Raw genomic sequence first — 21,475 nt, 5'->3', positions numbered from 1 at the left:
TGCCGTCAAAGGCAAGTGAACTATCATGAAAAAATGGATTTTACGTGGAGTGTTTGGGTGTCTTGTGTCGATCATGTTTTTGTTTTGCCTCACTGCTTGCATTGCCGGTGCGGATTACGAGGATAGATGGATCAATACTTACCGAAGTAAAGGACCGCGAGTCTTTGATGATTTTCAAGTCACCCGATCAAACCAGGAATTACCTCAAGCGAAAATTCCCGAGACTCCCGATGAGATCCTTTTTCGAATCATTGATACTGAAATGAAACGAAGCGGACAGCTGATTTTTACAAATGTATCCAATACAGAAATCCATGCATTTGCAGTCAAACTCAAAGAGTTTTTTCCTGAACTTCGAATAACAGTAGCTCATAAACCTTTTTCTGAGTGGAACAGGGTTTGGGGCAAGGTGTTTAAAATTAATGGAAAATGCGAGTTTCGGACCGTGTACCTCGATGAAAATTGCTGCCCGGACGAATATAAGAAAATGAATAAGGAAGATTTTAAAAAGCTTGTGGATACTTTTTTTGCCGGTGAATATGATATTCTACTCTGCGCTGATAGTTATTACAATATCCATCGATTGTATGGTCGCCAATCACCTAAAGGGAAGCCTCCAATAATAGAGAAAATCCCTTTGAATATGAAAAGTAGTGTTGTGGATGGAGAATGGAAAGAAATTAATGGGATCTGGCGAGCAAGAAGTCTCGGTAATTACGCTCTTGAACCTGCAGATCAGGAGGCAGTCCAAATCATAGAAAACCTTTATCAAGAAAAATAATTTCTAATAATGTGATAATTTTTGAAGGTATTATTCAATATCTCGATGCATATACCTTTTATGGTGTATGGAATTAAAAATGTATAATTTGTCATAATTACTCATCTAGGGACAATTATATTGTGATTAAAAAATTTTAAAAAGGAACCGCAATGAAGTGGCTTGTTTACCTCTCTCTATTCTTAGGCTTTACATATATTTTAAAAAGTGCTCAACTGGAGATCAAAGACGGTGACCGTGTGGCTTTTGTCGGTGGCACCTTTTTCGAACGAGAAGCTGAACATGGCTTGATTGAAACCTATTTAACTTTAGCTAATCGCGATAAGGATGTAAAGTTTCGTAACTTAGCTTGGTCGGCAGATACCGTAAAAGGTGAATCCCGAGGCTATTTCAAGATAGAAGATGGCTATGGTTTACTACTACAAAAAGTTACTGATACTAAGCCTAGTGTTATTGTTTTAGCGTATGGGGCAAATGCAGCTTGGTCGGGTGAAACAGGTCTCGATACTTTCATCAAAGATTACCAAAAACTCATCAAAGATTTACAGTCACGCAATCAAGCTAAAATTATTTTGATGAGTACACCTCGCCAGGAGAATTTAGGGGCTCCTTATCCTGATCCGAGTGAGTATAACCAAAATTTAGCAAGTTATTTTGCGGCGGTGGCTAAATTAGCTAAACAAGAAGATTTGTTGTTCCTTGATCTATTTAATGAGCTTAAGGATGTTTCGGGACTTACTTCAAATTCCATTCATTTAAATGAAGCTGGCTATCGTCGCATCGCCGAACTTCTAAGTGGTCAAAAGAAATCGACTTCGCAAGTTCTCAAAAAGACAGGACTAGATGAAGGGAAGTACGATATTCATTTAGAAGGGGAAAATTTATTATGCCTCTCCGCACAAGAGTTAAACCAGGGCTATAAATTAAAGTATTTGAACCTCAATGAGAGACGCTTACAGCGAGAGATTAAACAGAAAAACGAGCAGTTTTTTCATTATTGGCGACCGCAAAATACGACCTACATTTTTGGCTTTAGAAAGCATGAGCAAGGACAAAATAGTAAAGAGTTTAAAAACTTTGCTACTTTTATTCAGCAACACGAAGAAAAAATTGCACAGCTCAAACAAGATGCTGATGTTAATTATAAAATTGTTCCACAGATTAGTAGTCAAGTGGTAGAGAAAAAAGCTAAGTCAGACTTAATTTTACCCCCTGAAGAAGAGATCAAAACTTTTAATCTACCCGATGATTTAGAGCTTACACTCTTTGCTGCAGAACCCTGGATTATAAATCCTACCAACATGAATTGGGATGCTAAAGGTCGTTTGTGGGTTGCCTGTACGCCAGGTTATCCGCAGATTAAACCCGGACATATGGCGAGTGACCAAATTGTCGTTTTAGAAGATACTAATAAAGATGGTAAAGCTGATAAGCATCATGTTTTTGTGGATGATGTACTGATACCCACTGCAGTTCTTCCTGGTAATGACGGGGTTTATGTCGCCAATTCAACAGAGCTCGTTCATTACAAAGATAGTGATGGAGATATGAAAGCCGATGTTAAAAAAGTCATTATGTCGGGCTTTGGAACGGAAGATAGCCATCATATTATCCATACTCCTTATTGGGGCCAAGATGGCATGCTGTATTTTAGTCAATCTATATATATTCATAGCCACGTCGAAACTCCTTGGGGGGTAGAGCGCTTAATGGCTGGAGGTGTGTGGCAATACAATCCTCAGACTGAGAGATTAAAAGTTTACACACGTGGACTAATTAATCCATGGGGCTACACCGTAGATAAGTATGGTCAAAGTTTTGCGACTGACGGAGCTGGTGCTCATGGTATTAATTATCTTTTTCCCGGAATTGCGCAAGTGACGGCTTACGGAACTCGTCACCTCTATCCTGGGCTCAACCCTGGACAACCTAAGCACTGTGGCTTAGAAATTATTTCTGGTAGTCACTTTCCAGGAAAATATCAGGGGCTTATGGTTACGAATGACTTTCGCGGACACCGCACAAATACTTTTAAATTAACAGAAAATGGTAGTGCCTTTATCTCTAATCAGCAGGGGGATTTACTTTCCACGGGCTCGGGAAAAATTGACCGTCATGGTAAGGGAGGGGGCTTTCGTCCAGTTGATGTGAGAATGGGGCCGGATGGAGCGCTTTACATAGCGGATTGGTCCAATGTAATCATCCAACATGGTGAAGTGGATTTCCGCGACAAACGTCGGGATCAAAGTCATGGACGTATTTGGCGTGTAAGTGCTAAGAATAAAGCTTTGAAAAAGGTGGTAGATTTCACTACGCTTAAAACAAAAGAATTACTCAATAATTTACAATCTACGGATCGTTACATTGCTGATATGAGTAAGCGAGTCCTAACAGAAAGGGGATATGTAGCTATAGAAAAGGATCTTCAGAACTTCCTTAAAAAAGACTTGAGTGATTATACAGAACTACAAGTTTTGTGGTTGCTTCAAGGGATGAATTACGAAGATAATCAATTGCTTTTGGATGTCCTAAGTTCAGATGATTATCGAATTCGAGCTGCGGCCATTCGCGTAGCCTCTCAGCAGTACTTAAATGAGCCGAGAATACTGAAGATCTTTAAAGTGTTTATTAAAGATGAAGCTGCTATTGTTCGTTTAGAAACTATCAATGCGCTACGTAATCTAAAGAGTACCGAAGCCGTGGAACTGAGTTTAATGGCTATGGATAGTGAAGTGGACAAGACAATTGACTATGCTTTAACGCTGAATGTGCGAGAAATGGAGGATCTATGGATTGGTAAAACACTGTTTGATGGCAATATAAAACGATTGACATATGCGGTGAACGCCAGTCGCAATCCACGAGCTCTAGAAGCACTTTACCGTGCTTATAAAGCGGGTAAGATTGCCGCTAATTGCCAAAGTGGTGTGCTGCGACTTATTGGTGAGCTTGGCGATGTTAAAAAGTTGACTGAGCTCTATGATTTAAGTTTTTCACCCGAATTGAGTATTGCTGATAAGAAAGTCATTCTTTCCTCACTCCTTGCGACAAGTCAAGCACGTGGTATTAAACCTAAAGCTAATTTTAATCGCTTAGCAGAGTTTATAAAAGAAGAGCAATTACAAGACCTATGTATTAAATTGATTGGTGAATGGCAAGTTAAGTCGCTGACGAAAAAACTCACGATACCCGCACAGCAAGGTAATGATAATGCTTTCAAAGCGCTCGCAAAATTAAAGGGTCCAGAAGCTCAAAAAATTCTTCTCTCAGTAATTGATTTAAATCCTGGGAGTGATCATGCTGTCAGAGCTATTGCAGCTTTAAGTACCATCAATATGAAAATCGCCTGTGATCAAAGTGTAAAACTTTTCAAAAACACCAATGTGGGACTTGATTGTGGCCCCATATTTACGGCAGTTTTGAAAGATCAAAAAGGTCCAAAGATTCTTGAAGAAAGCTTGCTAGGTAAGAGCATTAATTCATCCATTGCTCTATTAGGTGTACAAAGAGCGAACATGGGGGGTAGAGATTTATCTTCATTAGTGGTGGCTTTAAATAAAGCAGGTGACCTTAAGCCTATGAAGCAAAACTTAAGTTCAGAGGAACTGGCTGCTTTGGTAAAAGCCGTTAAAGATAAGGGCAACCCTCATTTAGGAGAAAATATTTATCGCAAGCAATCTATAGCCTGCATTAATTGTCACGCTATAGGTGGTGCAGGACCTAAAATTGGTCCAGACCTCATTAGTATAGGTGCCTCAGCACCTGTTGATTACCTTATTGAATCAATACTCCAGCCCAGTAAAAAAATTAAAGAGGGTTATCACATGACTATGGTTACGACCAAAGAGGGACAAATGATTGCTGGTTCACAGGTCTCTGCGAGTAAAGATGAGGTGGTGATTCGCGATGCACTAGGTAATACGAGTACGATACCCACAAGAAACATTAAAAGTAAAGAGTTTAATCCCATGTCCATGATGCCTCCTGGCTTAGCGGCTTCCCTCAGTGAGGAAGAATTTATTCACATGATTGCCTTCCTTTCAGAATTGGGAAAAGATGGTGACTTCAAGATGTCTAACAAACGTTATGTTCGTTCTTTTGATGTGGCAAATGAAAAAGTTTCCAAGCGCAATTGGGACACAATTGGGTCATTAAATTTTCGAAGTGCATTAGCCAAAGTGGATGCTACGATACCACTAAAAGATAAAAGCATTTTTACACAATCATCTTCAGTTATTAAATTTGATGTAGACGTTATAAAAGAGGGCTTGTTGACTTTGAAATTCTCCAGCTTAGAGGGGCTTCAAGCCTTTAAGATTACTCGTGAGAGATTAGAAGTAGATCTCGAGGAAAAAACGGCCTCAGTGAAAGTTAATAAGGGACAGACGAGCATACTCATTCTACTCAGTAAAGCTTTCAATGAAGATGACTTACGAGTCGAAGTTTTTGAAGACAAGACGAGTGCGATCATACAGTTATAAGGCTAGGGTTTTCTTCTTCTCGTGTTAGTCTATTTGTGATTCCTTAGACTTCATGCCTTGTTTAAGGCCTTAAATTTTTCAATGGGCCTTTTTTAGGGCATGACAACAAAAAATGCGGAAAATGTTCAAGAATAATATAATTTGTGCAGATAAATTAATAAGTAAAAATATAATTTAACAAAGGATCATAATGAAGTTATCGACAAAACTCTTCTGCACTCTTAACTTAATGATTGGATTAAGCAGTGTGTCTTTCGCCCAGAGAGGTGCTACTCCACCTGAACGCATAAAAATAGCCGATGGCTTCAAAGTTGATTTACTTTATTCAGTCCCCAGAACTCAGGGTTCCTGGGTAGCGATGTGCCGCGATGATAAAGGGCGACTCATTGTGAGTGACCAAACGGGCGGGATTTATCGCTTTCCAGTTCCGGCTGTAGGTCAAGATTTAGACAGTTCAAAAATTGAACAAATTTCTTATGCACCAGTTAAAAGTAATAATAATCAGGAAAAGGTCGCCAAACAAAAAGGTTTACCATTAATTGGCCACGCTCAAGGTTTATGCTATGCATTCGATAGTCTATACGTGGTTGTGAACGGTAGAGGTACACCAACAGGTTCAGGTGTTTTTCGCTTAAGAGATACAGATGGTGATGATAGCTTTGACAAAGTCGAAGTCATTCGCAAGCTAAAATCCTCCGGTGGTGAACATGGACCCCATGGCATTATTAAATCTCCAGATGGTAAACACCTCTTGGTAGTAATGGGCAACCAAACAGAACTTCCTCGTGATTACAGTCACTCACGCGTTCCGGAACTTTGGGGTGAAGACCAGCTATGGAAACCAATTGAACATTTTATGGTAGGCTCAAAAGCTCCACTTGGTCACGTCGCACAAATTGATCCAGAGGGAAAAACCTGGGATGTAGTTGCTACAGGCTTTCGCAATCAATACGATGTGGATGTTAACAGCCATGGCGAGTTATTTACTTTCGATGCTGATATGGAATGGGATCTGAATACGCCATGGTACCGCCCAACGCGTGTCAACCATATCATTGATGGTGCTGATTATGGCTGGCGTAATGGTACAGGTAAATTCATGGATTACTGCAGCGATACTTTTGGTGCAGTAGTTGATATTGGCCCTGGTTCACCAACGGGCGTTAGTTTTGCCTACGGCGCAAAATTCCCGGCAAAATATCAAAATGCTTTCTATATTAGTGACTGGTCATACGGTAAACTTTATGCCGTTCACATGACACCAAAAGGATCAACATACACAGCAACTTTCGAAGAATTTGCCAGTGCACAGCCTTTACCATTAACTGATCTTCTCGTTCATCAAGATGGAAATATGTACGTTATTATTGGTGGTCGTGGTGTTCAGTCTGGCCTTTACCGCATTCGCTATGTCGGCAATGAGTCCACAGCTCCGGCTAAGGCCATTGCAGGTGGTGAAGCAGCTCGCGCTCAGCGCAAAACACTTGAAAAACATCTTCAGGCAGGTGCCAAGTCGGCAAATGCCGCACAACTGGATGTGATCTGGAAATCCTTAGCTTCCAATGATCGCGGTATTCGTCATGCTGCTCGAGCAGTTATAGAAAAGCAGGATGCCTCAGTATGGAAAAAGCGTACTATCACTGAAAAAGATCCTCAGATTGCCCTGGCGGCAATGATTGCTCTGGCACGTAAGGATAAAGCTTCTGCAGGTGATATTCTAAATCGTCTTATGACTTTTGATTATAAATCATTGAATAAGCAACAGAGATTAGACCTCTTACGTGCCATGACTTTGTCCATGACACGCGGTGGAAAACCTGAACAAACTCTTGCTAACAAGCTTATTTCCCATTTGGACACAATTTATCCTGCGCAAACACCTGAAGAAAATCGTGACCTCTCTGCTATTGTTGGCTATTTACAAGCTCCTTATGCCGCTCAAAAAGGCATCAGTCTTTTAGTTGAAGCAGCTGGTCAGGAAGAGCAAGTTGCTTACGCTCTTAATTTGCGCCATGTAAAAACTGGATGGACAGTTGAACTGCGCAAACAATACTTCGAGTGGTTTGTTCTTGCCGGAAGTTATTCCGGTGGTGCTCGTTTTCAAAATTACCTAAAAGACATCAAAAAACACGCAGTAGCTTCTGTTCCCAAAGCAGATCGTAGCAAAGAACTTCAGGCAATTATAGACAAGAAATCTCAGAGTACAGGACCTCAATTTAGTTTGAAAGCTCGTGATTTTGTCAAAAACTGGACAAGCAAAGATCTTGATAAATTAGTAAGCAAGGGCATTGAGCCGGGCAGAAATTATAAAAATGGTCGTCAAATGTTTGGAGCAGGCAGCTGTTATGCCTGTCACCGCTTTAACGGCGAGGGTGGGGCAGTTGGTCCAGACTTGACTTCGACTCGCGGTAAATTTGGTGCTTATGATCTACTAGAAGCTATTGTAGATCCTGGTAAAGATATTAGTGATCAGTACGGCGCCAGTATCTTTAAGCTTAAAAATGGAAAAACGATCACTGGTCGCATCATGAATATGCGTCATCCTCATTACTGGATTAATACAGATATGATGACTCCTAGCGCTAACACAAAAGTTAAAACAGATGATGTGGTTTCTATCGAAGAGTCACCTATATCCATGATGCCTCCTGGCTTAGTCAATACTATGACTAAAGACGATATTCAAGATCTGCTGGCTTACCTCATTTCCGGTGGTGATCCCGATCACGAGTTTTTCACAAAAGAAGGTTCCAGTGCTGATGCCAAAGTTTTATTCAATGGCAAAGATCTCTCTGGATGGAAAGGCGACTCTAAGCTTTGGAAAGTTGAGGATGGCGTCATCTATGGCAGTACTCATGGTCATAAGATTCCAGTAAACTCATTCCTCGTGTGGGAAGGTGGTGATGTTGAAGACTTCCACCTCACTTGGGAAGCAAAATTCGAAGGTAATAATTCAGGTATGATGTACCGCGCTTTCTGGAATGATGAGAGTATTTATCGTCTCAGTGGTTACCAGTGCGACATGCACCCGAAGCCTGAGTTTGTGGCTATGCTTTATGGCGAAGGCCTTGGCGAGAAGAAACAAAAGCGTGGTATCATTGCTAAGCGCGGTCAAAAAGTTGCAATCGACGCCAACAGAAAAGTGAGAGTTACAGGTAAGACTACTGATCCAGAATCCTTGGACCTGACCCAATGGCACAAATACGAAGTTATTTGTAAAGGCAACCGTCTTATCCACAAGATTGATGGTAAAGTCACAGTGGATATAACAGATAATCACCCTGAGGCTTTAAAGAAAGGTATGATTGGTATGCAGCTTCACAAAGGCGTGCCCATGAAAGCCTGGTTCAAAAATATTCAGTTGAAAAAGTTTTAACTTAGCTCTGTAGATATTGAGCAATTTTGCGTGATCAGCAATATTTAAAATCTAATTGGAGGAATGCGTTCGTCGCAGCTCCTCCAATTACTAGCTTGGGTAGTGCTATTAAAGCATAAAGTTAATTATGCTTAAATAAGTTCGCATTGACCACGAAGATTTCAGAATCGACGCTTCCACCAAGCCAGCCTTAACGGCCATATTGCATAAACGTGAAAGCTAGAGAAAACTACTGAGTTATTGTTCTCTAGCTCTTAGAGAGTAGATCGAGTATTTTATACAAATCAATAAATTAAGACCCTAGAATTACACAAATCTTTTGTCATTAAGAAGTTTATTTAATGATCATCAAATTTTTGAACTTGTGTAGATTGTTTGGATTTAGTGCTTCCTTTTTCAAGTAAGACTATATATGTAATCGAGTTAGTAACTTGAATCATATGTCTTGATAGGGAGGAATTGTGAACGAAAATGACTTAAATCCAGTTAAATCAGAAAAAGATGAAGTTCAGAATCCCCCACAGACTTTCCTTGGCAAGGTCAAACATCTTGGACCAGGTATTATCATTGCGGGGTCAATTGTTGGTTCAGGAGAACTTATAGCCACAACCTTAGTGGGAGCCAAAGCAGGCTTCATCTTAATGTGGTTGATCATCCTGGGTTGTGTAATAAAAGTTTTTACTCAAGTAGAGTTTGGCCGGCATACAATGATTTGGTCAAAAACGCCTCTCAAAGCTCTCGACTCAATTCCCGGTCCTCGATTCAAAGTAAAATGGATCCTTTGGTATTGGTTAATAATGATGATGTTCATCTCGACTCAACAGGGTGGGATACTGGGTGGTATTGGTCAAGCTTTAACCATGGTAGTCCCCGTAACTGAGGATGCCAAACTTTACAATAAACAAGTTAGCGAAAAAATCCGCTTCAAGGTCAATCAAGCAGTAAAAGCAGAAGATCAAGAACTTAAAGACGAACCACAAGTCACGGCGAAACGTCCAGTTGATGTAAAAGTCTATGCTATTATCATTGCAATCATGACCTCAATCATTCTTTATCTAGGTCGTTTTAGTCTCATACAATGGTTTTCAACCATCATGGTCTTTGGATTTACTATCGTGACTTTTGTGAATTTAGTGATGTTGCAATCGGATCCTAAATGGGCCATTAGTTTAAGTGATATTGCTAGTGGCTTAAGCTTTAGTTTTTCGGAAGGTGGTGAACTTAATATGACTTCACTCGCCATAGCCTTTTCAGCTTTTGGTTTAATTGGAGTCGGGGCATCTGAGTTAATTATGTATCCTTATTGGTGTTTGGAAAAAGGATATGCCAAGTTTACTGGTAAGCGAGATGATAGTCCAGAATGGATTGCTCGTGCTCAAGGGTGGATTAAAGTCATGAAGATGGATGCCTGGGCCTCGATGATAGTTTACACCTTTTCTACTTTAGCTTTTTATCTCATGGGAGCCACGATTTTACACCGAGTGGGACTGCTTCCTGAAAATGGAGATTTAGTCGCAACTTTAGGGGAAATGTATGTGCCTGTCTTTGGTGAAAGTGCGCAATTAGTTTTTGTTATCGGAGCAATCTCAGTTCTTTACTCAACATTCTTTGTAGCTGCGGCAGGATCAGCTCGTGTATTAGCTGACGGCTTGGGACTCTTTGGTCTGATTGCTAATGATGAAGCATCGCGTATGCGTTGGTCTAGAATTATGAGTGGTCTTTGGCCATTAGGAGCCCTGAGTTTGTACCTTTTCTTTACCTCGCCAATATCGATGGTTTTGTGGTCGGGAATCGCACATTCATTGATGTTACCCATGGTTGGCTATGCGGCACTTCATTTTCGTTATAAAAAAACTATGGATGAACTTAAACCAAGCAAGTTATGGGATGTCTTCTTATGGTTATCCGTCGTAGGTATGTTTGTCACGGGTTTTTGGACTGCATATTCAAAATTATTTTCGTAATACAAAAAACTAAATAACCGAGCTTATAGCACAAAATATTACTGGAGTTCAATTATGCCTCAAAAAATTTTCCTTTTCATCTCGATCTTAACATTCCTTTTTCCTATGCAATTAATTTTTGCTAATGATTCCGAAGCTCGTTTTGCTTATGTTGGTTCATATACACGTGGTGCGCCTGGAGGTTGGTCAAGCGCTGCAGATACCAAGCCACCTACAGGTATTTCCGTTTATTCTGTTAATCCGGGAGTGGGTGATCTCAAACTTATCCAGACGGTCAAGAGTGAAAATCCTGCATTTGTGGTGGTACACCCAAATCAAAATCACCTCTATGTACTCAATGAAATCAATGATTACCAAGGTAAAAAGAAGGGCTTTGGATCAATTGAAGCTTGGAAAATCAATGATAAAACCGGAAAACTCACTTTCCTTAATCGTGTAGCTACGGCGATTATTCCTGCTCAAATTGCCGTAAGCCCCAAGGGGAACTTTTTAGCAGTAGCGACATATATGGGTGGGACTTACGAAATACTTCCCATTGAGGGTAATGGTCGCCTGATGGATGCATCTTCGGTTCTTAGTCAAAGCGGAACTGGTCCTCATCATCGTCAAAAAATCCCTCACCCTCACGCAGTACACTTCTCTCCATGCGAGAAATGGTTACTTGGTGCCGATTTAGGAAATGATATGATCAAAGTTTTCCAAATCCAGGGAGATCAACTCAAAGAAATCAGTTCGACTAAGCTTATTGCAGGATCTGGTCCACGTCATCTTTATGTGCACCCGGATGGTAGTGTTATTTATGTGATCAACGAACTAAATGCCACCATTACTGTTCTTGACTTTGATAGCACAACAGGCAAAATCGGTAAGGAGCTTCAAACAGTGACTACAGTTCCACAGGACTTCCCTAGTGAAAAAAGTACGGCGGAGATTATTGTTCACCCATCGGGGAAATTTCTCTATGGCTCAAATCGTAAATTTGAAGATCATCCACTTGCCGATAGCATAGTAACTTACCGTATTGGAAAGGATAAGAAGCTCAAACTTATCGATTATACCACTGAAGGAATCAAGTTTCCTCGTACCTTTATGATTGACCCAAGTGGCACATGGCTTTATGTCATGAACCAAAAAGGCGATACTATTCGCCAATACACCATAAGTCCAGAAAGTGGTAAACTTCACTTTACAGGCTTTGAAATCCCTTGTAAAGTCCCCGTGAGTATGACCTTTAAGCGCTAAATAACTCATCCCTTATAATTTAGTCATCCAGTATAAGTTGCTCTAAATCCACCAATTATAGATCTTGTCTAATCCTCAAAATATTTATAATAGAATCCTCAGACTAGTTTTGAAGCATTGCAGCTACGATAGTTTCAAAGGAGGCTTAGCTAGCATTTGTTTTCATTAAAAGCATATAAGATGAACATAAGTTTGTACAAATCCTAAAAAAATATAAGAAATGAGTCATATCCCAAAAACTCATGACAATTATTATCTGAAGACAGATAATCAATTTATTATTAGGAGTTCAAATGAAGTTCAAAAGCATAAGCTTACTCGTGGTTGCGAGTTTAATTTTTAGTTCCTGTGACTCAGGAAAAGCAAAAAAGGATGATCCTTTTGCAAAAGTCCTGAATTAGAGTGATTAAAAAGTTCATCCAGGATAAATCTTAAGATCTCGCTCACATGTATCTCGAAATTGGATACATGTGAGTATAAACAAGCCAAAAATGGACGCAAGTTGATCATGACGTATAGTTTTATGTTAGTTGCTAAATAGTCTTGAAGAGTTGGTTTGCTGTTATTGCAATAATGCCAAACATTAGATGAGTCATGACTTTTGCATGTCCTCGTACTCTGATCATCCTACCACCATAGTTGTCTTTTAAGTTCGAAAAGACTCTTTCAACAGATGACCGCTGTTTGTACCGTTCTTTTTCAGGCGGGTCAAAAATCTTTTTCTCCCCAGTTTTTCTAGGATTGTGATCAATAATAGATTTATGTCCTAAAAGATGGCTGAATTTATGGATAGAAGGTGAATCATAGGCTGCATCCATTAAATCATATAAATTAGTTATGCGTTGTGCGCTAATCTGTGCTAAAGGGATTGCCGCTTGGCTGTCGTGTAAAGACGCTGAACTCAATAGGCCTGCGACTGGTATATCTCCATCAATACAATCTAAGTGAAGCTTGTAGCCTTTCCATGAAACTTTATAACCATTACTGTTTTTCTTTGTCCCTTTATTACAGTGCGTTGGGAGCTCTTTTAAGTTTTCTTCAAGTGACCGGTCGACCTGCTTTTCCACTACGGTTTTTTCTTTAATTCGGATCTCACCTTTTTTAGGCCGCCCTCGTTTCTTAGGGGCTTTAGGCTCAGCCCCTGGTTCAGACATGACTTTTTCTCTAGCTTCAATTGCTGAAGAATCTCTACTAATGTGCGGTACTAAGGTGTCTCCACAATGTTTTACCACTAAGAATTCATGGATTCTTTGGCAGAGCTGAGAGGCGGTGATTTCTGCAAATACTCTAGAAAAAGTACTTTCATGAGGAAGCTGTTTTGCAAATTCCCAACCACATAAACGACGTATCTTTGTACTTGATTTGAGAAAGTCTATAAAAGATCTTGTTGTATCGAAGTTATAAACGGATTTGGCTATGTAAGCTTTCACTATATTAAAATGATCTTTCGGAGGTCGCCCAAATCCACACCATTCAAATTCATGGCTGAACTGATCAAGCTCAGTTATTGTGCAGATGCGAACAAACTCTTTCTCTTTCTTAGTTAATTCTCCGCCTAAAAGTTCTTCTAAGCCTGGAAATAAATACTTTTCTATGGTATCCCATAAGCCGGGTAGATTCATGTTTTTTCTCTTTTTGTTTTGGTAACTATTGAGATAACATGTTTCTACTTTTATTCAGCTTGTTTTATGACTTTTGCAAAAGGCTCGGATAACTACACATTAAAATTTGGCCACTTGAGTAGTGAGGATAATACTTGGCATAAGGCAGCTTTAAAATTTAAAGAACTCGTTGAAGAAAGGTCGCAAGGCAAAGTTCAGGTCAAAGTTTACCCGAATTCTCAACTAGGGAAAGAAATGGATGTGATTAACAGTATCCAACTCGGGACAGCAGACATGACCATTACGGGTGAGAGTTTACAAAACTGGGCTCCTAAAGCAGCTCTGATGGCGGTACCATATGCCTTTGAAAGTTCTGAGCAAATGCGCGCTGCCGCAGGCGGAGTCGTGGGGCAAGAAATTAGCCAAGAAATTACGGCTAAAACTGGTCTTGTTCCCTTAGGATGGTTTGAGCGTGGGCCTCGTTATTTAACGAGCAATCGTCCAATCAAGACTCCTGAAGATTTAAAAGGCATTAAACTTCGTGTGCCTAATGTTCCAATCTTTGTAAAGGTATGGGAAGAACTTGGAGCAAAACCCACACCCATGGCTTTTAGTGAGGTGTTCACTTCCTTACAGCAGAACACAATTGAAGCACAAGAAAACCCACTGAGCCTTATTGATAGTGCAAGTTTTAGTGAAGTCCAAAAAAATATAAATTTAACGGCTCACGTGCGCAGTTGGATTTATGTCGTCATTGGTGAGGACAAACTCAATAGTCTTCCGGCAGACTTACAGGCAATTGTAAAGCAAGCGGCAATTGATATGCAGGCTTATGAAAATGAACTCTTTCTTGCGGAAGAGGCACAACTCAAAGATAAATTGACTAAAGCTGGAATGGTCATGGTCGAAGCGGACCAAAAAGCCTTTGCAAGCAAAGCAAAAGTTGCAGTCATGAAAAACTTAACTCCTGATCAAAAGGCACTTCTTGAAAAAATCAAAAACTGAGAATTTAAAGATAATAATCGAGGCAATTTTAAAGTACCTCCAAGTGATCTTTAATTCTGCCGCAGTTATATGTCTTGTGGGTATTATTGGGGTTGTGCTCTTTCAGGTTATTGCGCGCTATGCCTTACCCAAAGCTCCAGTATGGACTGAAGAGTTATCGCGCTTTCTTTTTATCTTTTCTATTGTCTTTGCATCAGCTACGGTGATCATTAAAGGGCGACACGTCAACCTCGAACTCTTTCATCACCGCTTATCTAAAAAAGGTAGCTTGATTTGTAACTTAATCTTTAATTTTTTATTGACGAGTTTCAGTATCATCATTATCCCTTTTGCATGGAAGTACACACAAGTAGGGAATAGACAAACTTCTCCTGCCATGGGAGTGAATATGAGTTTGATCTTTTCGTCCACAGTTATTTTCTTTGGCCTAGTTGCGATATGTACGGTCTTATTAATTTTGAGAGATAGTTTATCACTTATGATAAAAGAGGAGGCTTAAAATGGAAATTGCCTTATTACTCGGGATTTTTGTTGTATTGCTTTTTGTCGGCTTCCCAATTGCTTTCTCCTTGGGGATTTCAACAATGACTTACCTCATTTTAGCAGACATTCCTTTGACGATACTACCCCAAAGGTTTTTTGCTGGAATGGACTCTTTTGTACTTCTTTGTATACCAGGCTTTATTCTCGCTGGCAACCTGATGAATGCCGGTGATATAACTAATAAAATAATAAAATTTAGTGATGCACTTTTTGGGCATATACGTGGTGGGCTAGGTCTAGCTAATGTGGGTGGATCAATGATCTTTGGCGGTATTTCAGGGACTGCTATTGCCGATACAACAAGTATTGGAGCCGTAATGATACCTGGCATGGCTAAGCGCGGTTACGACAAGCCTTTTGCTGCTGCAGTGACAGCATCATCATCGACAGTGGGACCCATCATACCACCATCTGTCCCGATGATTATCGTTGGTTCATTGACGAGTATTTCAGTAGGGAAAATGTTTTTAGCAGGAGCTATTCCAGGCTTACTTTTGGGCCTTGCGATGCTCGCAACGACTTACATAATTTCAATCGTAAAGAATTACCCTAAGGGAGAGAAGTTCTCTGTGAAACGCCTTTTTCTTGAGGGTAAAAGCGCGATTTGGGCCTTATTACTCGTTGTTATAATTCTCTATGGTATAATTGGTGGGATTTTCACACCAACAGAAGCTTCGATTGTGGCCTCTATTTATGCCTTGTTCATTGGTTTATTTGTCTATAAAACACTTAGTTTTAAAAATATTCCGGCCATTTTATTAGATACTATTCTTGGTACTGCCGCACTCATGACTTTAGTGGGTATGGCTAATGTGTTTGCATGGATTCTCGCTAGTGAAAACATCCCTCAAATGCTTGCAAATGGGATTTTATCGATCACCGAAAACCCGGTATTAGTGATTCTATTTATCAATATACTTTTACTTTTTGTGGGAAGTTTCATGGAAACGATTGCGGCACTTATTATTCTTTTCCCGTCGCTTTTAAAAGTAGCAGAGGGCGTAGGAATGGATCCTGTACATTTTGGCGTAATGGCGGTCTTAAACTTGATGATTGGTTTGACAACTCCACCCGTAGGAGTATGTCTCTTTGTGGCCTCAGAAATTGCAGAAACACCCCTCAAAAAAGTGATCAAGGCTTTGTTTCCTTACTTAGCCTGTAACTTGATTGTTCTATTGTTGGTCGCCTATATACCACAAATTTCCCTATGGTTACCAAGTCTTTTTAAATGATTATACCCCTGTATTTTTTGAAAAAAATCTATTTCTGCCTCCATGAATAAACCCATAATTGTGAAGGTAATTCTACAATTTAAAATATTAATATAAAATGAAAGGAATCAAATTTGAGTAGGAAATTCACACAACTTGTCATCTTATTGTTCTCATTTATGTGCATAGCCCAGGCTCAGTCCAATAATTTTCTTGGTGAATGGAAAAATAGTAATCCCACAAGGGGAATTACACGACTGATCATTTCTCAGGACAAGGGGGCTTGGCATGTACAGGCTTGGGGTAAATGCCATCCAAGAGATTGTGATTGGGGTAAGACGGAATTGAAACTTCTAGGTGATTCAATAACTGACAAATCAGCTAAGTATGCTTTTGCTTATTGGGATAAAGATTTTGTAGACTCATATATCACTTTAAGATTTGATAAAGGAGTCCTAGTCGCCGAAGTATTCAAATGTTTTAAAGACAAGTCAAAGCGATTGGATTATCGCTCAGTTTACACCTTGAAAAAACATTGAATCAGTAAGATGAAGTTCAGTCTAAGGAAAAATAGTCAGAAGTCAGCATAGAAAAAAATAAGTTAAATAAGTAATCGGACTTATATAAAAAGTGATAATGATTCTATTTAAATATTTCTTTCTTGTCATTTAAAGTAATTTAAATAAATATTTACATTAGGTAATAGCAATGATAAAACATATTTGCCTACTTTTAATTGTCATCATGTTCTGTTCCTGTCTATCCACAAAAGATGATGATAAAGCTGAAGTGAAACACGTCTTTTTACTTATTGGCCAGTCGAATATAGTGGGGCGTGCCAAGTTAATACCTGGGGATGATCAAGTTATTCCCAGGGCTCAATTATGGAATGGAGAGAGCTGGGAGCCTGCGAAAGCTCCTTTTAATCGCCATTCAAAGCACATAAAGACTAAAGCTGTTCAAGGCATGAATTGTGGTCCTTCTTTTATAAAGGCTTTTCAAAAGGAAAACCCAGGTGTAAAAGTGGGCATCATTTGTTGGGCTCGTGGAGGTAGTAAAATTGAAGAATGGCATCCTGATAAATTTAAACGCTATGATCTATACAATGAGGCTGTAAAGCAAACTCATGCCGCACTAGCTCAAGGCGGTGAACTCAAGGGGATCTTGTGGCATCAGGGGGAAGCTAACAGCAAGAACGTGGCGGATTATCCCAAGCTTCTCAAAGAACATGTGGCTCGCTTACGCGAAGAATTTAATAAAGCGGAGCTTCCTTTTGTCTTTGGCCAAATCGGTCAGTGGCGTGAGGATTTTAAAGCCTTTAACAAAATGATTCCTCAGCAAGTTCACGAAATCCCTTTTAGTGGCTGTGTAAGAAGCGATGGCTTAACAAATTTTGATGCTTGGCATTTCGACCATCGAAGCCAAATCGAATTAGGACGTCGCTACGCCGATAAGCTGGCAAAAATTACGTCAACAGAAAATAAGTAAAGCCGTTCAAGATCAATCATTTTATAAAGCTTTACTCAAAAAAGATGTTTGACGATATACTTAAACTAATTGGTTAAAGTCTTATAAATAATTTCGATTTTTAAACGTTAAGTGTATCATTGTCAATTAGAGGTAATTATATGAAAATATTTTATGTTGCTTTAACATGCTTATTCGCCTTAATATTAGAGGCTAAACCTTTGAAAGTTTTTATTCTTGCGGGGCAGTCCAATATGCAGGGGCATGCCAAAACATCTGTTTTGGATTACATGAAGGAAGATCCCAAAACAATCAAACTTTACAAAGCCATGCACGAAAGATCAGGCAAAATTAAGGTTTGTGATGATGTTTATATTTCTTACCTGACGGGAAACCAAGGAGCTGATGCTGAGTCACACGGAAAATTAACGGCTGGCTTTGGTGCTAGAAGAAATCCTACAAAAAGCGATGAGAAAATTGGCCCTGAATTCACGTTTGGTATAATTGCGAATGAGCTTTTTGATGAGCCGATTTTGATCATTAAAACGGCCTGGGGCGGCAAGTCTTTATTTAAAGATTTTCGTCCACCAAGTGCAGGACCTTATGTTCCCAACGAGATGGATATTAAAAGGAAACGTTACGTCACAAGTGAACAAAAAGCGCAGCTGAAAAAAGATGCCGGCCATTATTACCGGCTGATGATTGATCATATTAATACGGTACTTAAAGATATTAGACGTGTTTATCCCAGGTATAAATCCACACAGGGCTATGAACTCGCCGGTTTTGTGTGGTTTCAAGGCTGGAATGACATGGTCAGTCGCGATGTCTATCCCTATTTAAAAAATGGGCAAAAAGGGAATCGTTTCGCTTCCTATAGTGAGAATTTAAGCCTTTTAATTAAAGATCTTCGTAAAGATTTAAAGGCTCCAAAGCTACCTGTTTGTATTGGCGTCATGGGTGTAGGAGGAATGAATAACCCCAAGCAGAAAGACTTTCGTGATGCCATGATTGCACCAAGTCTCAAACCTGAATTTAAGGGAAATGTGACTTATGTAGAAACGGCTCTTTACTGGGATGAAAAACTTGGAGCGATAGATAGGAAACGCGACGATGTCCGTCAGATGGGATACTATCTACGTACTAAACACAAGAACCACGCTAATAAAGATGGGAACATGAATGCAAAAGAGCAAAAGAAGTATCTCGAGAAATTTCGAGCTGAGCATATCTCAAAAGAAGAGGAAGAACTCTTTGCCAGAGGTGCATCAAATGCGGGCTACCATTATCTTGGATGCGCTAAAACCATTGCTCAAATAGGCGAAGCCTTTGCTCATCAATTATATAAAATTCAAAAGGGTAAATAAAATGAAATTCTTGAATGTAAAACTTCTACTCTTTACCCTAATATTTTCTTATGGCGCTTTTGCCAAGGCACCTGGTTTAACCAAAGGGGAGGGTATACCTGCCCAAGGAATTAAAGATTGGAATTTAGGACCCACTGGGGCAAGAGGGTGGATTTATAGCGATAAATATTCAACTTCGGAGGCTCGGCAGATTTATATTACCACAGTTGATAAATCGTCTCCAGCATACAGGAAACTCAAAGTTGGTGATGTCATTATTGGCATTGGCAAAGAAAAATTTAATGATGATCCAAGAAGAGCCTTAGGTCGGGCTATCGGTGCCGAGGAAGCCAACAAGGGGATACTCAGTCTATTAACTTGGCGTAATGGACAAAACCTAAGTATAAACCTGCAACTCGATCCAATAGGTGAATACGCCGAAACCGCTCCCTTTAATTGCTCCAAATCTGCAGCCATTTTCAAGCAGGCCTGCGAGGTCATAGCCGATGACCTAAAAAAGAATAAAAGACGCAGTAACTGGATCGTGCGTTCATCAAATGCTTTAGCTTTATTGGCAAGCAAGGAGAAAAAGTATTTATCCCTGGTGAAAAAAGAAGTTGCGGAGGCCGCAAAATATCAAGGGATTCGCAGCGATAGTTATTATTCCTGGTACTATGGGCCAGTATGCAGTCTTATTTCCGAATACACCATTGCCACTGGTGATACACGCTACCTAAAAGATCTAAATAGAATTGTGATGGAAATTGTCGATGGTCAAAGTCCCGTTGGCTCATGGGGACATCGTTTTGTAGATGAAAATAATCGTCTTCGTGGATACGGGATGATGAATGCTCCGGGTGTACCTTTGACAATCTCTTTGGTTTTAGCTAGAAAAGCAGGAATAAATGATTCCAGAGTCGATAAAGCTATTGAAAAAAGTTGTAAGCTCCTAAGGTTTTACGTAGGTAAAGGAGCTATACCTTATGGTGATCACCACCCATGGATACAAACTCACGACGATAATGGAAAAAATGGTATGGCAGCTGTTCTGTTTAATCTTTTAGGAGAACAAGAAGCGACTGAATATTTTTCGAAGATGAGTGTTGCAAGTCATTCGGATGAAAGAGAGACTGGACATACGGGGAATTTTTTTAATATTCAATGGGCTATGCCGGGTGTTGCTCTTTCTGGTCCGCAGGCAAGTGGTTCTTGGATGAGAGAGTATTCTTGGTATTATGACTTGGCTCGTCGCTGGGACGGCAGCTTTGTCCATCAGGGGGCTCCAAAAGATCAAAAGGATGCCTATAGAAACTGGGACACAACAGGTGTTATGGCCCTAGCTTATGCACAAAACCTGCGACACATTTATTTAACAGGTAAAGAGTCGGGAACCATAACTCAGATGGGTAGTACTGAAGCAGAAGCTATTGTATCATTGGGACGGGGATGGTCTCAAAAACAAAAAGATACTTATCTGAATCAGAGAAGTGAGAAGGCCTTGGTTTATGCCCTGAGATCCTGGTCACCAACTATGAGGATTCGTGCAGCAAGTGAACTGTCAAAACGAAATATTATTGACCTTGATCCATATTTCGATATGCTAAAATCTAATGATGTATACACAGCTTTAGGAGCTTGTGAACTGATGATTCAATTAAGAGGTAAAGCGAGTCCTGCTGTTCCGCAATTGACAGAACTTTTAGATCACGATGACCTATGGCTGCGAATTAAGGCAGGAGATGCTTTAGCGGCCATTGGTAAGCCTGCAATCAAAGCTGTACCACGTATGCTGGAAATGTTTGCCGAAACATCTCCTGAAGATCCTAGAGGAATGTTGCAGCGTTACCTCTGTTTCGCTTTATTTAACAAGCGCACGGGCTTATTGGGGAAATCCCTAAGTGGAGTTGATAAAAAAGCACTCTTGAAAGCTGTGCAAATAGGCTTAAAAAATGATGATGGCCGAGCTCGTGCAAACGTGAGTACGGTATATGAGAATTTAGAGTTTGAGGAATTGCGACCCATATTTCCAGCCATAATCGAAGCTATAGAAACACCGGCGCCTAGTGGAATTATGTTTGCCGATGGCATTCAAACCGCAGGGATAAAACTTTTAGTGAATCACAAAATTGAAATTGGTTTAGTCTTGGCAGTAGACTATATAAAAAATCAAAAGAAACACGGCAGTCAAAAGCGCATTAAGGAACTCATAGGCTTTGTAGAATATTATGGAGTTCATGCACAAAAACATATTCCAAAATTAAAAGAAATAATAAACTACTTCGAAAATGAAGAAGAGGGGTTTCCAAAAAACCTTAGCTTGCAGAAAGCGCAGGATATAAAAGAGTTAATTAAAAGAATTGAAAAATCAACTAATAATCCAACTCTTAAGCATATTTAATTGTTTTAGGAATATTGTTTCAGCTTGTCAACTATTCCCCCTTAAGTGATATAGTTATTC

The 21,475-nt window shown here is 39.8% G+C and carries 13 protein-coding genes; 12 read left to right on the top strand and 1 reads right to left on the bottom strand.

Annotated features, from left to right (window positions below):
- Nucleotides 1–25 precede the first annotated feature (25 nt).
- The 5 genes from PQO01_RS08575 (at nucleotide 26) to PQO01_RS08555 (ending at nucleotide 11,844) form a co-directional block, all read left to right on the top strand.
- The gene (locus tag PQO01_RS08575) at nucleotides 26–781 is read left to right on the top strand and encodes a P-loop NTPase family protein (RefSeq protein WP_274313608.1); all 756 of its coding nucleotides are present in this window, start codon (nucleotides 26–28) and stop codon (nucleotides 779–781) included.
- 152 nt (nucleotides 782–933) lie between these two features.
- Nucleotides 934–5,262, top strand: a complete 4,329-nt coding sequence (locus PQO01_RS08570) for a PVC-type heme-binding CxxCH protein (protein WP_274313607.1) — start codon at nucleotides 934–936, stop codon at nucleotides 5,260–5,262.
- A gap of 190 nt (nucleotides 5,263–5,452) precedes the next feature.
- The gene (locus tag PQO01_RS08565; protein WP_274313606.1) at nucleotides 5,453–8,638 is read left to right on the top strand and encodes a 3-keto-alpha-glucoside-1,2-lyase-like domain-containing protein; all 3,186 of its coding nucleotides are present in this window, start codon (nucleotides 5,453–5,455) and stop codon (nucleotides 8,636–8,638) included.
- Nucleotides 8,639–9,099: 461 nt separating this feature from the next.
- Nucleotides 9,100–10,602 carry an NRAMP family divalent metal transporter gene (locus tag PQO01_RS08560; RefSeq protein WP_274313605.1) on the top strand — a complete coding sequence of 501 codons (1,503 nt, stop codon included), beginning with the start codon at nucleotides 9,100–9,102 and terminating at the stop codon, nucleotides 10,600–10,602.
- Nucleotides 10,603–10,656: 54 nt separating this feature from the next.
- Nucleotides 10,657–11,844 carry a lactonase family protein gene (locus PQO01_RS08555; protein ID WP_274313604.1) on the top strand — a complete coding sequence of 396 codons (1,188 nt, stop codon included), beginning with the start codon at nucleotides 10,657–10,659 and terminating at the stop codon, nucleotides 11,842–11,844.
- A 533-nt stretch (nucleotides 11,845–12,377) separates the two neighbouring features.
- Here the strand turns inward: PQO01_RS08555 and PQO01_RS08550 are convergent.
- Nucleotides 12,378–13,466, bottom strand: a complete 1,089-nt coding sequence (locus PQO01_RS08550) for a transposase (protein WP_274312032.1) — start codon at nucleotides 13,464–13,466, stop codon at nucleotides 12,378–12,380.
- A 66-nt stretch (nucleotides 13,467–13,532) separates the two neighbouring features.
- Between PQO01_RS08550 and PQO01_RS08545 the strand changes: the two genes are divergently transcribed.
- The 7 genes from PQO01_RS08545 (at nucleotide 13,533) to PQO01_RS08515 (ending at nucleotide 21,415) form a co-directional block, all read left to right on the top strand.
- Nucleotides 13,533–14,450, top strand: coding sequence for a TRAP transporter substrate-binding protein (locus tag PQO01_RS08545; protein ID WP_274313603.1), 918 nt, complete (start codon nucleotides 13,533–13,535; stop codon nucleotides 14,448–14,450).
- The gene (locus PQO01_RS08540; protein WP_274313602.1) at nucleotides 14,431–14,949 is read left to right on the top strand and encodes a TRAP transporter small permease; all 519 of its coding nucleotides are present in this window, start codon (nucleotides 14,431–14,433) and stop codon (nucleotides 14,947–14,949) included. Before PQO01_RS08545 ends, PQO01_RS08540 begins: the two co-directional genes overlap by 20 nt.
- A 1-nt stretch (nucleotide 14,950) precedes the next feature.
- On the top strand, nucleotides 14,951–16,225 hold the full coding sequence (locus PQO01_RS08535) for a TRAP transporter large permease (protein WP_274313601.1): 1,275 nt from the start codon (nucleotides 14,951–14,953) through the stop codon (nucleotides 16,223–16,225).
- A gap of 113 nt (nucleotides 16,226–16,338) precedes the next feature.
- A complete protein-coding gene (locus PQO01_RS08530) occupies nucleotides 16,339–16,743 on the top strand; it encodes a hypothetical protein (RefSeq protein ID WP_274313600.1) in 405 nt (134 codons plus the stop codon).
- A gap of 169 nt (nucleotides 16,744–16,912) precedes the next feature.
- Nucleotides 16,913–17,692, top strand: coding sequence for a sialate O-acetylesterase (locus PQO01_RS08525; RefSeq protein ID WP_274313599.1), 780 nt, complete (start codon nucleotides 16,913–16,915; stop codon nucleotides 17,690–17,692).
- Between the two features lie 140 nt (nucleotides 17,693–17,832).
- Nucleotides 17,833–19,038 carry a sialate O-acetylesterase gene (locus PQO01_RS08520; RefSeq protein ID WP_274313598.1) on the top strand — a complete coding sequence of 402 codons (1,206 nt, stop codon included), beginning with the start codon at nucleotides 17,833–17,835 and terminating at the stop codon, nucleotides 19,036–19,038.
- Between the two features lies 1 nt (nucleotide 19,039).
- On the top strand, nucleotides 19,040–21,415 hold the full coding sequence (locus PQO01_RS08515) for a DUF6288 domain-containing protein (RefSeq protein ID WP_274313597.1): 2,376 nt from the start codon (nucleotides 19,040–19,042) through the stop codon (nucleotides 21,413–21,415).
- Nucleotides 21,416–21,475 lie beyond the last annotated feature (60 nt).

Origin of the sequence: Lentisphaera marina (assembly GCF_028745505.1) — a bacterium.
Taxonomy (GTDB): domain Bacteria; phylum Verrucomicrobiota; class Lentisphaeria; order Lentisphaerales; family Lentisphaeraceae; genus Lentisphaera; species Lentisphaera marina.
Note: the sequence above shows the minus strand (reverse complement) of the source record. Positions and strands in the feature narration are given on the sequence as shown.

Coding starts and splice junctions, on each gene's coding strand:
- PQO01_RS08575 (WP_274313608.1), top strand. CDS start 26: ATGAAAAAATGGATTTTACGTGGAGTGTTTGGGTGTCTTGTGTCGATC.
- PQO01_RS08570 (WP_274313607.1), top strand. CDS start 934: ATGAAGTGGCTTGTTTACCTCTCTCTATTCTTAGGCTTTACATATATT.
- PQO01_RS08565 (WP_274313606.1), top strand. CDS start 5,453: ATGAAGTTATCGACAAAACTCTTCTGCACTCTTAACTTAATGATTGGA.
- PQO01_RS08555 (WP_274313604.1), top strand. CDS start 10,657: ATGCCTCAAAAAATTTTCCTTTTCATCTCGATCTTAACATTCCTTTTT.
- PQO01_RS08550 (WP_274312032.1), bottom strand. CDS start 13,466: ATGAATCTACCCGGCTTATGGGATACCATAGAAAAGTATTTATTTCCA.
- PQO01_RS08545 (WP_274313603.1), top strand. CDS start 13,533: ATGACTTTTGCAAAAGGCTCGGATAACTACACATTAAAATTTGGCCAC.
- PQO01_RS08535 (WP_274313601.1), top strand. CDS start 14,951: ATGGAAATTGCCTTATTACTCGGGATTTTTGTTGTATTGCTTTTTGTC.
- PQO01_RS08525 (WP_274313599.1), top strand. CDS start 16,913: ATGATAAAACATATTTGCCTACTTTTAATTGTCATCATGTTCTGTTCC.
- PQO01_RS08520 (WP_274313598.1), top strand. CDS start 17,833: ATGAAAATATTTTATGTTGCTTTAACATGCTTATTCGCCTTAATATTA.
- PQO01_RS08515 (WP_274313597.1), top strand. CDS start 19,040: ATGAAATTCTTGAATGTAAAACTTCTACTCTTTACCCTAATATTTTCT.